Origin of the sequence: Streptomyces lycii (assembly GCF_009735685.1) — a bacterium.
GTDB lineage: Bacteria > Actinomycetota > Actinomycetes > Streptomycetales > Streptomycetaceae > Streptomyces > Streptomyces lycii.
Map to the genome: position 1 here is coordinate 1 of NZ_WHPN01000395.1, position 13,865 is coordinate 13,865.

Consider the following 13,865-nt stretch of genomic DNA (forward strand, 5'->3'; position numbering starts at 1 on the left):
GGCCCGTCGCTGCGCCGCCGTCCGGACCGGTGCACGACCGCGTTTTCCGGCCACGAGCGCGTCCTATAGTGCGGCGCATGTGCACCGCGAACTGTTGCAGCCGGCCGTCCGGGCCCGTCCGTCACCGGGACGGCGCCGGTACCGCGATCCGAGCCGTCCCGGCTCCCCGCACGGCTCCGTTCCCGTGCGGGGCCCACCTCGTACGGCGGGGGAACCGGTGACGCTGACCCAGTTGCGCGCGTTCGCCGAAGCGGAACGGCTCGGGTCGTTCACCGCGGCCGCGGCGTCGATGGACATCGCCCAGGCATCGGTGTCGGAGCTGGTGCGCCGCCTGGAGGAGGAACTCGATGCGACGCTGTTCGTCCGCGGCAGCCGCCGGCTGTCGCTGACCGCGGCGGGCCGGGAACTCCTGCCGTTCGCCCAGGATTCGCTGCGCGCGGCGGACGGTGGGGTACGGGCGGTGCGGTCGCTGGGCTCCCTGGGCGGCGGCACCGCGACGTTCGGAGTCCTGCGCAACGCGGACTACTACCTGCTGGCCGATCTCGCCCAGACCTTCCACGCCCGGTACCCGTCCGTCCGGATCCGGCTCGTGGGCCAGAACTCCGCCGAGACGGGCGCCGCCGTGGCGGCGGGCCGGATCGAGGCGGGCCTGGTCGTCCTGCCCATCGACGACGAGGGGCTCAGCGTCCGGCCGCTGATGCGCGACGAGGTGTTCTTCGTCAGCGCGGACCGCGACCGGGCGAGCGCTCCCGTCACGATCGAGGACTTCGCCGCCGCGCCGGTCGTGCTCTACGACGCCCACTACGGCTGGAAGGACCCCACCCGGCGGCAGATCGCCGAGCGGGCCCAGCTCGCGGGGGTCCGGATCGAACCGGTCATCGAGCTGGAACGTGTCGAGGCGGCGCTGCACCTCGCGTCCACGGGAGTGGGCGACACGATCGCCAGCGCCGCCGTCATCAACAGTTCGGCGTTCCCTTCCGGCCTCCACACGGCGCCATTCGCGGAACCGCTCTACGACACCATCGCGCTGGTGCGCCGCCGCGGCCATCCCCTCTCCCGCGCCACCCGGGAACTCGCACGCCTGGCGGAGGACACCATTCGCGAGCTGTCCGACGGTTTCCGGACGCCGGCCGCGCCGCTGCGGCGCCCCCGATAGCCCGGTGCCCGGCGGCACGGACACCGAGAGCGGCCCGTCACAGCGACAGGCACAGCAGCCCCGACATGGGACCGGCGACAGGCACACGTCCCCGGCGTGCGCCCCGGCCCGGACAGAGGCACAGGGAAACCCTGCGGGGCGGGCAGGAAGTGCCCCTCTAGTCCTGTGGCTGGTTTTCGGCCTACGGTCCGACGCATGCAGATCACCACCAATGAAGCCCAGGCCCTGGCACCGTTCCAGTGGCTCAAGCGACCCGCCGTGGACGGCCCGCCCGCGCAGCGGGACCCGAGGGTCGTCGAGCGGGTCTCGGAGATGCTCTCGGACATCGAGCGCAACGGCCTCGACGCCGTACGCTCCTACGCCCGGGAGCTGGACGGATGGTCCGGGGATCTCGAGATCGGCGCCGCCGAGCTGAAGAAGTCCGGTGATGCCCTCCCCGCGGACGTCCGCGAAGCACTCGAACTCGGGTACGAGCGCACCCACCGGTTCGCCACGGCACAGCGCGAGCACCTGACGGACTTCGAGATCGAACTGGCTCCCGGCGTGGCCGGCGGGCAGCGCTATGTCCCGGTCACGCGGGTCGGCGCCTACCTTCCCGCCGGTCGTTTCCCCCTACTGGCCAGCGCGTTCATGACCGTGGGCGTCGCCAAGGCGGCCGGCGTTCCCACCGTGCTGTCCTGCACCCCGCCCTCCGGCGAGCACGGCGCGCACCCGGCGGTGCTGTACGGCGCCCATCTCTCCCGCGCCGACCGCGTCTTCGCCATCGGCGGCGTCCAGGCCCTGGGCGCCATGGCTTTCGGCCTGCTCGACGAGGCACCGGTCGACATGCTCGTGGGGGCCGGCAACGCCTTCGTCACCGAGGCCAAGCGCCAGCTCTTCGGCCGGGTCGGCATCGACCTGCTGGCGGGGCCCTCGGAGGTCGCGGTGCTCGCGGACGGGACGGCCGACCCGCAGTGGGTCGCCGCCGACCTGCTCGGCCAGGCCGAGCACGGGCCGAACTCCCCGGCCGCGCTGATCACCACCTCGGAGGAGCTCGGGCGCCAGGTGATCGAGGCGGTCGACCGGCAGCTCGAAACCCTCACCACCCGGGAGATCGCGGGGGCCGCGTGGCGGGACTTCGGATCGGTGATCGTGGTGCGCGACGTCCATGAGGCCGTTGCCGTGGCGGATGTGCTCGGACCGGAGCACCTGGAGATCCAGACCGCCGACGACGACTTCTTCCTGGAGAACCTGACGAACTACGGATCGCTGTTCCTGGGTCCCTGGAGCACCGTCGCCTACTCCGACAAGGGCATCGCGGGCACCAACCACGTGCTGCCGACCGGCAAGACGGCGCGCTACAACTCCGGGCTCTCCGTCTCCCGTTTCCTGAAGCCGCTGACCTACCAGCGGGTCGCCCGGGAAGGCACGGCCGCCCTGGCTCCCGCGGTCGAACGCATCTCGGCCTTCGAGGGCCTGTCCGCCCACGGCGCCACCGCCACCCTCCGCATCGACGAGATCGGCCGGCACTCCGGAGCGTTCGACGGCACGTCCGCGGTCGGCCGCTAGCGGCCCAGCGGCACCAGCGGCCGTCCGCCTCGCCTCCGCACCGGCGGGAGCGGAGGCGGGGCAGTTCCTCGCCCGGGTCTTCCGCGGGAGTCTTCCGCGGGCGGCCGCGGCGCCGACGGCGGATGTGCCGTCGGTGCCGCCGCCCGGGGCCGGCGGGCCGTGAGGACCGTGGGCCCGTGCCGTACTGCCGCCGCCGCCCCCTGCCGCCGCCGCCCCCTGCCGTCGCCGTTGCCGCCCGGCCTCCACCCGGCCGGTGGCCCGTCGGCGGCCCATCGATGGCCCGTCGGTGCAATTCCCGCCACATTCACACAAGGACAGTCCATGCCAGACCGCGACCCCGCAGCCACTCCGTCCCGGGACGGCTCCGGCACACAGCTCACCCAGGGGCTCAAGGGCCGTCAGATCACCATGATCTCCATCGGGGGCGTGATCGGGGCCGGGCTCTTCGTCGGCTCCTCCAACGCCGTCGCCACCGCCGGCCCCGCGGTGCAGATCTCCTTCCTGGCCGCCGCCGCACTGGTCGTCCTGGTCATGCAGATGCTCGGCGAGATGGCGGTCGCCAACCCCGACACCGGCTCCTTCTCCACCTACGCCGACCGGGCGCTGGGCCGCTGGGCCGGTTTCTCCATCGGCTGGCTGTACTGGTGGTTCTACATCCTCGTCATCCCCATCGAGGCCATCGCCGCCGGTGAGGTGCTGAGCGGTGTCACCGGCGTCCCGGGCTGGCTGCCGGCGGTCGCCGTCATCGTCGTCCTGGCGGGCACGAACCTGCTCACCGTCCGCAGCTACGGTGAGTTCGAGTACTGGTTCGCCCTGCTCAAGGTCGTCGCCATCGTGGCCTTCCTCGTGGTCGGCGCGCTGGCCGTCCTCGGCTGGTTCCCCGGCTCGTCCACCAGCGGCGTCTCGAATCTCTGGCGCAACGGCGGCTTCGCCCCCGAGGGAGGCGTCGCGATCCTCGCCGGTCTGCTGACGGCGATGTTCAGCTTCCAGGGGAGCGAGATCGTCACCATCGCCGCGGCCGAGTCCGAGGAACCGAGGAAGAACATCAAGAAGGCCATCCGCGCCGTCGTGTGGCGCCTCGGCCTGTTCTACATCGGCTCCGTCTTCATCGTCGTCTGCCTGGTCCCCTGGAACGCCGACGGCCTGGCCTCCGGCTCCTACCAGGCCGTCCTCGAACGCATGAACATCCCGGGCGCCCGGCAGATCATGGATGTCGTCGTCCTCGTCGCGGTCTGCAGCTGTCTGAACTCCGCCGTCTACACGGCCTCCCGGATGGCCTTCTCCCTCGCCAGGCGCGGAGACGCCCCGGCCGCCCTCGCCGCCACCTCCTCCGGCGGGGTGCCGCGCAACGCCGTGGTCGCCTCCACCGTCATCGGTCTGGCCGCCGTCGTCGCGAACTACCTCGTCCCCGAGGTCTTCGGCTATCTGCTGGCCTCCAGCGGCGCGATCGCGCTGATGATGTACATGGTCATCGCCATCACGCAGTACACCACCCGGCGCCGGCAGAGCGATGTGTCCGACGTACGCATGTGGCTCTTCCCGTACCTCACGCTGGCGACGATCGCGTTCATCGCCTCCGTGCTGGTCCTGATGGCCGTGCTGCCGGGTCACCGCCTCGAACTCTGGCTGTCCCTGGGCCTGGCCGCGGTCCTGGTCGCCCTCGGGGTGCGGCTCCAGCGCAAGCAGGGCCCCCGCCCGCCGCACGCGGAGGACGCCGGGCGGGCCGCGGCCGTCACAGGAGGCGGCACGGCCCCGGACGCGGAGCCCGCGCGGCACCGCGTCGGGTCGTAACGGTGGCGCGCGGAACGCCGGACCCCCGCCGGCCCGGTTCAGGTGACGCGCGCGTGGGTGGCCCGGGGTACGAACTCGGTCGGCAGGACGAGGCGTTCCCCGGCCGGATCCGCCTCGCCGTTGATCCGCCTCACCAGCAGGCGTGCCGCCTGGCGCGACAGCTCGCGCAGATCGTGCCGGACGGTGGTCAGCCGGAACACCTCCCAGTTCGCCATGGGGAGGTCGTCGAACCCGATGACGGTGAGATCGTCCGGCACCCGGAGACCGGCGGCGATGGCCGCGTTGAGGACGCCGATGGCGACCACGTCGTTGCCGCAGAAGACGGCCGTGGGCGGCTCGTCGGCGGCGAGCAGGAAGGGCAGCGCCTCGTACCCCGTCCCGTATTCGAAGGCGCCGCGCACCACACGGCTCTCCGGCAGCCCGATGCCGGCATCGGCCAGGGCGAGCCGGAAGCCGAGTTCGCGCTCGCGGCCGGTCGTCGTGTTGGCCGCGCCGAAGACGCCGGCGATGCGGCGGTGCCCCAGTCCGGCGAGCACGCCCGCCACCAGGCGGCCACCGCCCTCGTTGTCGACGACGGAGGCGTAGCCGCCCTGCTCCCCGGTGTCGCGGTTGAGGAAGACGTAGGGCATGCCCCGGCGGTCCAGCTGGGCCGGCAGCCGCGACTCGGTGGTCGCGGTGGCGAGGACGACGCCGTCCAGCGACTGGTCGAGCAGGCTCTCCCCGGCCACCGCCTCGTCGGACCGCTCCGTGATCAGCATCATGCGGTAGCCCAGCTGCTGGAGTTCGTCGTGCAGCGGGGCGATGACGTGCGGATAGAACGGGTTGGTCAGATCGGTGACGATCACCCCGACGCGCCGCGTGGAGCGGGTCGACAGGGTCCGTCCTGCCTCGCTGGGCACGTAGTTCAGCGCCTGCGCGGCCCGCTTGACCTTTTCCCGGGTGGCGGCCGACACCCGGCGGTCGTCCCGCAGGGCCCGGGACACCGTGGGCTGCGACACGCCCGCGAGCCGGGCCACGTCGTGACTCGTGATCGGCATCGGCCTCGGCCCTCTCCTCGTCGCCCCGGTGCGCCGCCACCGGCAGCAGCCCGCCCAGTATACGTATGTAAATCCGGGACCGGTGAGCCGGCCCGCGGCGCCTCCCCGCGCCGAGCGGCCGCCCGGCGGACCCTCCGCCGCGCGGCACGGCACCGGCCCGCCGGACCGCCGCACCCGCGACTGGAGGACCCCTCGACCGACCCGCCGGCCCGCGCACCGACTCCTGCACATCGCACAGCATACGCCTGAAACCCGTCCCCGCCCATGCCTTGACAATGCCTGGCCGAGGCCCTGTCATGGAAATGCATACGTATTCCTGAGTAAGGAGCAGCCATGCCCGATGTCGTCGTGTCCGCCGCCGAACTGGACCGCCGCACGGTCCGCCGCAGCGACTTCGTCTCCTGCGACCAGGCATTCATCGACTGCCGCACGCCGGGCTCGGACCGCAAGGAGAACTACGCGATGATCGGCCCGGGCGTCTCGCAGGCCGCCGGGCAGCACGTCAACCTCCGCCTGCCGCACGGTTACAACATCGGTGCGGCGGCCATGCCGCACGGCATCACCAACAACCTCCACCTGCACTACACGGCCGAGGTCTTCGTCTGCACCCGGGGCGAGTACCTGCTGCGCTGGGGCGCCGACGGCAGCGAGGGAGAGCTGCCGATCCGGGCCGGAGACATCGTCTCCGTACCCACCTGGATCTTCCGGGGCTTCACCAACACCGGTCCGGACGACGGCTGGCTGTTCACCGTGCTCGGCATGGACGACACCGGCGGCATCATCTGGGGACCCTCCGTCCTGCGGGAGGCGGAGGGACACGGCCTGTACCTCACCTCCGACAACGAGCTGATCGACACCGTCGCCGGCGACGAGATCCCGGACGGCGCCGAACTGACCGAACCCATGGACCAGGCCCACATCGACCGGCTGCGGCACTACACGACCGAGCAGATGAAGCGGCGCGTCGCGGCGGCGGACGAACTGGTCTGGTCGGAGCGGCCCTTCCTCGACTCCACCCTGCCCGGCGGAGGCGCACGGCTGAGCTGCGTCATCGGATACGGCATGACCGAGGACCCGCACCAGGAACCCCGCATCTTCAATCCGCACGGGCACAACGCCGCCTGGCTGCGCGCCGAGCCCGGCCGGGGCGTGTCCCTCCACCGGCAGCGCGAGACCCAGACACTGATCGTCAAGGACGGCCTCTGGGACGTCACCCTGAACCGGACCGACCCGGTCTCCGTACGCCTCGGGCCGCGGGACCTCCTCTCCGTACCGCAGGACGCCTGGCGCACCCTGCGCAACGCGGGTGACACCGAAGGCGATCTCCTCGTCGTCAACTCCGGGGACGGCCGGGTGCGCCTGGAGTGGGACGAGGAGGTCGCCAAGAGCGCCGCCGACGCCGGGCTCGGCATCGACCACAACGGCTATGCCGCCCCGTACGCCCTCCTGCCCCGCTCCGCGCGCCGCTGGTGAGCGCCGGACCCCGGAGCCGTCCGCCGGAGCCGCTGCCGCTGCTGGTGATCCCCGGCATGCTGTGCGACGCGAGCCTCTGGTCCGGCACGGCGCTCCCCGAGGACCGCGAGGTACGTCATCTCTCGCTGACCGAGCCGGACATCGGCCGGCTGGCCGGCGCGGCGCTGTCCTCGGTGTCCGGTCCGTTCGTCCTCGCCGGGCTCAGCCTGGGCGCCATCGTCGGCTTCGAGGTGCTGCGCCGCGCACCGGAGCGGGTCGCGGGCCTCTGTGTGATGTCCACCAACGCGGGCGCCCCCCGGACCGAGCAGTACGCCGCCTGGCGCGCGCTGGACGGGCTGATCGCCGCCGGCCGGTTCGACGACGCCGTCGAGCGGACCCTGCCCGGCATGTTCCACACCCCGCACCCGCCCGCCGGGTGGGCCGCACGCTACCGGCGCATGGCACGGGCCGTCGGACCGGACGCCGCCCGGGCCCAGCTCGCCGCGCAGGCGACCCGGACCGACGCCCTCGACGCCCTGCGCACCGCCCGCTGCCCGGCCACCGTGCTGTACGGCACCCGGGACGCCCTGTGCCCGCCCGGCTTCCACCGCTCCATCGCCGGTGCCCTGCCCGGCGCCCGGCTGCGCGAAGTGCCCGGTGCCGGCCATCTGCTGCCCTGGGAGGGGCCGGACGCCGTCTCGGCGGCCCTGCGGGACCTGCTCGCGGAAGCGGACAGGAACCGGCCCGTCACCGGTCCCGCCGCTGCCCGCTCCCGTGCCCGCCCCCACTGAAACTCCCCCGTGCCGGCCCTGCCGGGACACCGTCACCGCGTCCGCCGACGCCGGAATGCCCCCGTCCGCCCCCGTCCGCCCCCGTCAACACCCCGACCCCTCAACACCCCGACCCCTCGCCCGAAGAGATCCGCCCCCAGAGCCGGAGAGAGCCGTCATGCCACACATCATCAAGTCCCCCGTGCCCGCCGGAGAGGTCCGCGCGGCCCGGGCCGACGTCGCCGATCGCGTCCGCACCATCCTCGACGACATCCGCGAAAGCGGTGACGAGGCGGTCCGCCGGTACTCCGAGAAGTTCGACGACTGGAGCCCCGAGTCCTTCCTCCTCGGCCCCGAGGAGATCGAGAGGATCGTCTCCGGGGTGCCGGACACGGTGCTGGACGACATCCGTTTCGTACAGCGGCAGGTGCGTACGTTCGCCGAGGCGCAGCGCGACACCCTGCGCGACGTCGAGATCGAGACCCTGCCCGGTGTGCACCTCGGCCACCGGCACATACCGGTGGCGGGGGCGGGTGCCTACGTGCCCGGCGGCCGCTACCCGCTGACCGCGTCGGCGCACATGACGATCGTGACCGCGAAGGTCGCCGGGGTCCCCCGGGTGGCCGCCTGCACCCCGCCGATCCGCGGTGAGATCCCCGCCGCCACGGTCGCGGCGATGCACCTGGCCGGGGCCGACGAGATCTATCTCCTCGGCGGCGTCCAGGCCGTCGCGGCACTCGCCATCGGCACCGAGAGCATCGGCCGGGTCCCGCTGATCGCCGGGCCGGGCAACGCGTACGTCGCCGAGGCCAAGCGCCAGCTGTTCGGCGAGGTCGGCATCGACCTGTTCGCCGGTCCCACCGAGATCCTGGTCGTCGCCGACGAGCACGCGGACCCGTTCGTGGCCGCCGTCGACCTGCTCTCCCAGGCGGAGCACGGCCCGGACTCCCCCGCCGTCCTGGTCACCACCTCCGAGGCGGTGGGCCGGGCCGTGCAGCGGCACGTCGAGCGGCTGCTGCCCACCATGCCGACCAGGGACTACGCCGGACCGGCCTGGCGTGACCACGGCGAGATCGTCGTGGCGGACTCCCTCGACGAGGCCTTCCGGATCGCCGACTCCTACGCCTGCGAACACGTCGAGATCCTCACCGAGAACCCGCGCCGCGCCCTGGACCGGATGCGGGACTACGGCGCGCTCTTCCTCGGCGAGGGCACGTGCGTCAGCTACGGCGACAAGGTCATCGGCACCAATCACGTCCTGCCCACCCGGGGCGCCGCCCGCTACACCGGCGGCCTGTGGGTCGGCAAGTACCTGAAGACGGTGACCTACCAGGAGGTGACGGACACCGCCTCCTCCGCGCTGCTCGGCGAGGTGTGCGGCCGGGCCTCCCGGGTCGAGCTGTTCGAGGGGCACGCCCGGTCCGGTGACGTGCGCTCGGCCAAGTACGGCAAGGGCACGCTGCCGTGGAACGACGAGGCCGGCGCATGACCGCCGGCACGGAGGCGCCGCTCGCCGGGCGCACCGCGCTCGTGAGCGGAGGCGGCAGCGGCCTCGGCCGGGCCGTCACCCGGGCGCTGCTGTCCGACGGCGCCCGGGTGGTGATCACCGGCCGGGACGAGCGCAGGCTCCGGGAGACCGCGGCGGCCCTCGGCCCCGCCGTCACGTACCGGGTCTGTGACGTCTCCCGGCCCTCCGAGGTCGCCGCGCTCGCCCGGAGCCTCGCGGACGAGGAGATCTCGGTCCTCGTCAACAACGCGGGCATCGCGGGACCGGTGGCTCCGCTCACCGAGATCTCGGCGGAGGACTGGGACGAGGTCTTCGGCGTCAACGTCCGCGGGGTGTTCCTGATGTGCCGCGCCTTCCTGCCGCCCATGACCGGGCGGGGTACGGGAGACGTCATCAACATCGCCTCCGTGTCGGGCAAGCGGCCGCTGCTGCGGCGCACCCCGTACTGCGCGTCGAAGATGGCGGTCATCGGTCTGACCACGACCCTGGCGGGCGAGGTCGGCCCCCTCGGCGTCACCGTCAACTCGCTGTCCCCCGGGCCCGTCTCGGGGCCGCGGATGGAGCGGAACTTCCGCCTGGAGGCGGAGCGGACCGGCGGCAGCAGCGCGGAGGCGGAAGCGGCGTTCGTGGCGCGGTCGGCCCTCGGCAGGATGGTCACCGAGGAGGAGGTCGGCGCCGCCGTGCGCGCGATGCTGCGGATGCCGGGACTGTGCGGGGCCGACATCGACCTGTCCGCCGGGATGGTGGCGCGATGACGGCGGCAGGAACGGGCCGCCGCTCCCTCAAACAGCGGCTGGCCGCGGGTGAACGGCTGCACGGCGCGCTGCTGCGGATTCCGTCGGAGACCCTGGTGGAGATGGCGGGGATCGCGGGCCTCGACTACGTCGTCATCGACTGCGAGCACGGGCCGGCCGATCTGACGGCGCTCCAGCACCATCTGACCGCGGCCGCGGCGCAGGGGATCGACGTGCTCGTCCGGGTCGGGGCGGCCGAGCCCGCACTGGCCCTGCGCTGTCTGGATCTCGGGGCCGCGGGACTGATCCACCCGCATGTCGGCAGCGCGCGGGACGCGCGGGCGGTGGTCGCGGCGGACCGCTATCCGCCGCTGGGGCGGCGCGGGTTCGCGACGTACAGCAGGGCGGGCCGCTTCGGCACGGTCTCCGCGGCCGGCCATCTGGCCGCCGCGGAGGAGACGCTGGTCGTGGTGATGATCGAGACGGCGCGGGCGTGTGACGCGGCCGAGGAGATCGCCTCGACGGAAGGGGTGGACGCGGTGCTGGCGGGGCCGGCCGACCTCGCGGCGGACCGCGGCTTCCCCGGACCGGACGTGGTCGGCGCAATGGTCTCCCGGGTGCACCGCGCGACGCACGCGGCGGGGCGCGCGGTCATGACGATCGTCGCCGGTGCCGAGGGCGCCCGGGAAGCGGAGCGGGCGGGCGCCCAACTGGTGCTGTACAACATGGCCCAGGTCCTGATGGACACCTTCCGCACCCTCGTCCCGCCCCGGCCGGCGGACGGGTCCGCCCCGGCCGACCGGCACCGGTGCCCGGCGCCTCCCGGCCCCGCCGCCCCTTCCGCCGGAGCCCGGCCGGCCGCCGGCGGAGCGCCTGCTTCCGCCCGTCCGGACGCACCCCGGCACACCTCTTGACGCCCTCCGCACCGCTCCTTAGTGTTCGGCGGGACTTCATACGTATGCACACCATCTGATCACCGCGCGAACGGAGAAGCCATGTCCGCTGTAGCGCCCCCCGCCGCCACCGGCGCCGAGGGGATCGACCAGGAGAAGCGGAAGGAGATCCGCAGGGCCATCGGGGCGGGAAGCATCGGCAACTTCGTCGAGCAGTTCGACTACGGGCTCTACGGCTATCTCGCACCGGTCCTGGCACCGGCCTTCTTCCCCGACAGCGATCCGGCCGTGGCGGTGCTGAGCACCTACGCGATCATCGCCATCGCCTGCCTGTTCCGCCCGCTGGGCGGCACCCTCGTCGGCCGCTGGGGCGACCGGGTGGGCCGGAAGAAGACACTGCTGTGGACCATCGTCGCCATGGGCGTCACCACAGCCATGATCGGCGCCCTCCCGACCTACCACCAGATCGGCGTCCTCGCCCCCCTGCTGCTCCTGCTGCTGCGCGTCGTGCAGGGCATGATCTCCGGCGGTGAGTACGTGGGAGCGGTGGCCTTCATCGTGGAGTGGGCGGAGCCCGACCGGCGCGCCTACTACGCCTCGTACGCCTCGAACAGCTGCTTCGTCGGCATCCTCGCCGGCGCGGGCACCGCGGCGCTGACCAGCTGGGCGTTCGACGGCCCCACGCTGGACTCGTGGGGCTGGCGCGTCCCGTTCCTGCTCGCCCTCCCGCTGAGCGCGGTCGGGATCTGGCTGCGCAGGCGGATCGCCGAGACGCCGGAGTTCGTCCGCGCCACCGAGGACGGCTCGCAGGTCGTCAAGGCACCGGTCCGCGAGGCGCTGCGGGAGCAGTGGCGGCCGATGCTCGTCTTCTGCGGCGTCTCGGTGATGCTGGCGATCCTGTCCTACACCTGGGTCACGTTCTATCCCGAGTACCTGACGGGAACGCTGGGCCTGCCGCGCTGGATGGCCCTGGCCTCCAACGCGATCTCGGTCGCGGTCCTCATCCCGCTGCTGCCGCTGGCCGGCATCCTCTCGGACCGGATCGGCCGCAAACCCATGCTGGTCACGGGCGCCGTGGCCTGCATCGTGCTGGTCCCGCTGGCCTTCCGGGTCGGCGAGGAGGCCACGTTCGGCGCGGCGGTCGCCAGCCAGCTGATCTACATCATTCCGGAGTTCTTCCTGACCGGCATCGTCACGGTCTGCGCGGCCGAGCTCTTCTCGACCCGCACCCGGTTCAGCGCCAGCGCCATCGCCTACAACAGCTCGTTCTCCGTCTTCATGGGGATCACGCCGTTCGTGGCGGCACTGCTGGTGAGCAGCTTCGGCACGATCTACGCGGTGTGGGTCTACCTCGCGGCTGCGGCGGTACTCGCCCTGGTCGTGGTCACCGCCTTCATGACGGAGACGTACCGGAGCCGGCTGGGAGCGGACAAGTTCGCACGGTGAACAGCGCGGGCCTGCGGCCGCACCCCGCTCCGCGGTCCGGGCCCGCGCCTCGCACAGCCTCCGCCCGAGCCAGTTGATACATACGCATACACAGGAATGTGAACAGGAGAGTTACATGCCTTTGGACCCCGTCGCCCACCTCCCCTACAAGGACCCGGACGACTTCATCCGCGAGGTGACCGACCGCATCTGGGTCGACCGCGACGTGTCGTACATCGTCGACAACTACGAGCCGGACTCGATCGTCCACACCAGCCTCGGCACGGTCGTCGGCCGCGACGGCGTGATCGAGGGCACGACCATGCGGATGGGCAGCACGCCCCAGCACATCGGCCAGGCCGAGGACGTGGTGTGGGAGGCCCGCGGGGACGACGCCTTCCTCAGCTCGCACCTGGTCTTCTCCGCAGACGAGCACCTGGTGGACGGCCGGAACATCCGCATCCGCAAGCGGACGGTCGCCAACTGCCTCTACCGCCGCGGCCGCATGGTCGAGGAGTGGGTGGTACGCGACGAACTCGCCGACTGCCTCCAGCGGGGCGACGACCCGGACGAGGCGGCGCGCGCGCTGCGATTCCAGGGATACAGCGGTTCGATGACCGAGGAGCCGCCCGCGGACGTCCTCTCGGCCGGCGTCAGCGGACCGCGCCCGGACGACTTCCGGCCCGAGTGCGAGATGGTCCTGGAGTTCATCGACGAGGTCTGGACACAGCGCCGCCTGCACAAGGTCAACGACTACATGGTGCGCGACCTCTTCCTGCACACCATCGGCGACCGCACCGTCATCCGGCCGGAGCGCTACCAGAGCGATCTGCTGGCGACGGTCGGCCCCTTCCCCGACGCGCGCTTCAAGGTGCAGGACATCCAGACGAACCACTCGGAACGCTACGCGGGCCTGCGGGTGGCCGTCCTGTGGACCATGCACGGGACCTACCGCGGCACTCCCGCCTTCGGGCCCCTCACCGACCGGCCCGTGACCGTGCTCGGGGTGTCCCAGTTCCTGGTGCAGGGCGGCAGGATCGTACGGGAGTTCCGGGTCTACGACGAGATCTCGCTGCGGGCCCAGATCAACAGCGTCCGCGGCGACGGCCCGCCGGTGGCGGCGAACATCTACTGAACCGCGGTCGCGTGCGGGTGGGCGGGCTGCCGTGGGCCCGCCCACCCGGGGCGCGGGGGCACGCGGAGGCGCGCGGAAGCGCGGGCGTGGGAAGGTGCAGAGGCGCGGGCGCGGGGACGCTGGCGCGCGCGGGGCGAGGACGCGGGGCGGGGGGGGGCGCGGAGGCTCGGACGCGGAGACGAGCGGGCGCGTGAACGTGCGGGCGCGTGAACGTGGGGGCGCGTGAACGTGGGGGCGCGTGAACGTGGGGGCGCGTGAACGTGGGGGCGCGTGAACGTGGGGGCGCGGGGATGCTCCGCGCCTGAACATGAGGAGCACGCGGACACGCGAGCGCGAGTACGGGGAGGCCCGGGGACACCCGAGCGGCGAGTACGCGGAGACGCGGGACGCGAAAGCACGGGAACGCCGACGAGGGCA

General features: G+C 72.7%; 11 protein-coding genes. 10 read left to right on the top strand and 1 reads right to left on the bottom strand.

The features are described 5' to 3' along the window. Window positions 1–217: 217 nt before the first annotated feature. The 3 genes from GCU69_RS27300 (at window position 218) to GCU69_RS27310 (ending at window position 4,495) form a co-directional block, all read left to right on the top strand. Window positions 218–1,156, top strand: a complete 939-nt coding sequence (locus tag GCU69_RS27300; RefSeq protein ID WP_156207453.1) for a LysR family transcriptional regulator — start codon at window positions 218–220, stop codon at window positions 1,154–1,156. 195 nt (window positions 1,157–1,351) lie between these two features. Further along, window positions 1,352–2,704, top strand: a complete 1,353-nt coding sequence (hisD, locus tag GCU69_RS27305; protein ID WP_156207454.1) for a histidinol dehydrogenase — start codon at window positions 1,352–1,354, stop codon at window positions 2,702–2,704. A 321-nt stretch (window positions 2,705–3,025) separates the two neighbouring features. Next, window positions 3,026–4,495, top strand: a complete 1,470-nt coding sequence (locus GCU69_RS27310) for an amino acid permease (protein WP_218037986.1) — start codon at window positions 3,026–3,028, stop codon at window positions 4,493–4,495. A 38-nt stretch (window positions 4,496–4,533) separates the two neighbouring features. Here GCU69_RS27310 and GCU69_RS27315 read toward each other — a convergent pair whose 3' ends face one another. Further along, window positions 4,534–5,532, bottom strand: a complete 999-nt coding sequence (locus tag GCU69_RS27315) for a LacI family DNA-binding transcriptional regulator (protein ID WP_156207455.1) — start codon at window positions 5,530–5,532, stop codon at window positions 4,534–4,536. Window positions 5,533–5,865: 333 nt separating this feature from the next. Here GCU69_RS27315 and GCU69_RS27320 point away from each other — a divergent pair, with 333 nt between their 5' ends. The 7 genes from GCU69_RS27320 (at window position 5,866) to GCU69_RS27350 (ending at window position 13,448) form a co-directional block, all read left to right on the top strand. After that, window positions 5,866–7,005 (top strand): cupin domain-containing protein, encoded by a 1,140-nt coding sequence (locus GCU69_RS27320; RefSeq protein ID WP_098750892.1) that lies wholly within the window; start codon window positions 5,866–5,868, stop codon window positions 7,003–7,005. Continuing rightward, window positions 7,002–7,775 carry an alpha/beta fold hydrolase gene (locus tag GCU69_RS27325; protein ID WP_257155627.1) on the top strand — a complete coding sequence of 258 codons (774 nt, stop codon included), beginning with the start codon at window positions 7,002–7,004 and terminating at the stop codon, window positions 7,773–7,775. Before GCU69_RS27320 ends, GCU69_RS27325 begins: the two co-directional genes overlap by 4 nt. 157 nt (window positions 7,776–7,932) lie before the next feature. Further along, a complete protein-coding gene (gene hisD, locus GCU69_RS27330) occupies window positions 7,933–9,243 on the top strand; it encodes a histidinol dehydrogenase (protein WP_156207456.1) in 1,311 nt (436 codons plus the stop codon). Beyond that, on the top strand, window positions 9,240–10,016 hold the full coding sequence (locus GCU69_RS27335) for an SDR family NAD(P)-dependent oxidoreductase (protein WP_156207457.1): 777 nt from the start codon (window positions 9,240–9,242) through the stop codon (window positions 10,014–10,016). The genes hisD (GCU69_RS27330) and GCU69_RS27335 overlap by 4 nt, the downstream gene beginning before the upstream one ends. After that, window positions 10,013–10,909, top strand: a complete 897-nt coding sequence (locus GCU69_RS27340) for an HpcH/HpaI aldolase family protein (RefSeq protein ID WP_098755398.1) — start codon at window positions 10,013–10,015, stop codon at window positions 10,907–10,909. Before GCU69_RS27335 ends, GCU69_RS27340 begins: the two co-directional genes overlap by 4 nt. An 81-nt stretch (window positions 10,910–10,990) precedes the next feature. After that, window positions 10,991–12,334 carry an MFS transporter gene (locus GCU69_RS27345; protein WP_098755397.1) on the top strand — a complete coding sequence of 448 codons (1,344 nt, stop codon included), beginning with the start codon at window positions 10,991–10,993 and terminating at the stop codon, window positions 12,332–12,334. Between the two features lie 115 nt (window positions 12,335–12,449). Next, the gene (locus tag GCU69_RS27350; protein WP_156207458.1) at window positions 12,450–13,448 is read left to right on the top strand and encodes a nuclear transport factor 2 family protein; all 999 of its coding nucleotides are present in this window, start codon (window positions 12,450–12,452) and stop codon (window positions 13,446–13,448) included. Window positions 13,449–13,865: the final 417 nt, after the last annotated feature.

Excerpts from the sequence above, each read along its gene's own strand:
- hisD (WP_156207454.1), top strand. The coding sequence starts at position 1,352 with ATGCAGATCACCACCAATGAAGCCCAGGCCCTGGCACCGTTCCAGTGG.
- GCU69_RS27335 (WP_156207457.1), top strand. The coding sequence starts at position 9,240 with ATGACCGCCGGCACGGAGGCGCCGCTCGCCGGGCGCACCGCGCTCGTG.
- hisD (WP_156207456.1), top strand. The coding sequence starts at position 7,933 with ATGCCACACATCATCAAGTCCCCCGTGCCCGCCGGAGAGGTCCGCGCG.
- GCU69_RS27340 (WP_098755398.1), top strand. The coding sequence starts at position 10,013 with ATGACGGCGGCAGGAACGGGCCGCCGCTCCCTCAAACAGCGGCTGGCC.
- GCU69_RS27320 (WP_098750892.1), top strand. The coding sequence starts at position 5,866 with ATGCCCGATGTCGTCGTGTCCGCCGCCGAACTGGACCGCCGCACGGTC.
- GCU69_RS27350 (WP_156207458.1), top strand. The coding sequence starts at position 12,450 with ATGCCTTTGGACCCCGTCGCCCACCTCCCCTACAAGGACCCGGACGAC.
- GCU69_RS27345 (WP_098755397.1), top strand. The coding sequence starts at position 10,991 with ATGTCCGCTGTAGCGCCCCCCGCCGCCACCGGCGCCGAGGGGATCGAC.
- GCU69_RS27310 (WP_218037986.1), top strand. The coding sequence starts at position 3,026 with ATGCCAGACCGCGACCCCGCAGCCACTCCGTCCCGGGACGGCTCCGGC.
- GCU69_RS27315 (WP_156207455.1), bottom strand. The coding sequence starts at position 5,532 with ATGCCGATCACGAGTCACGACGTGGCCCGGCTCGCGGGCGTGTCGCAG.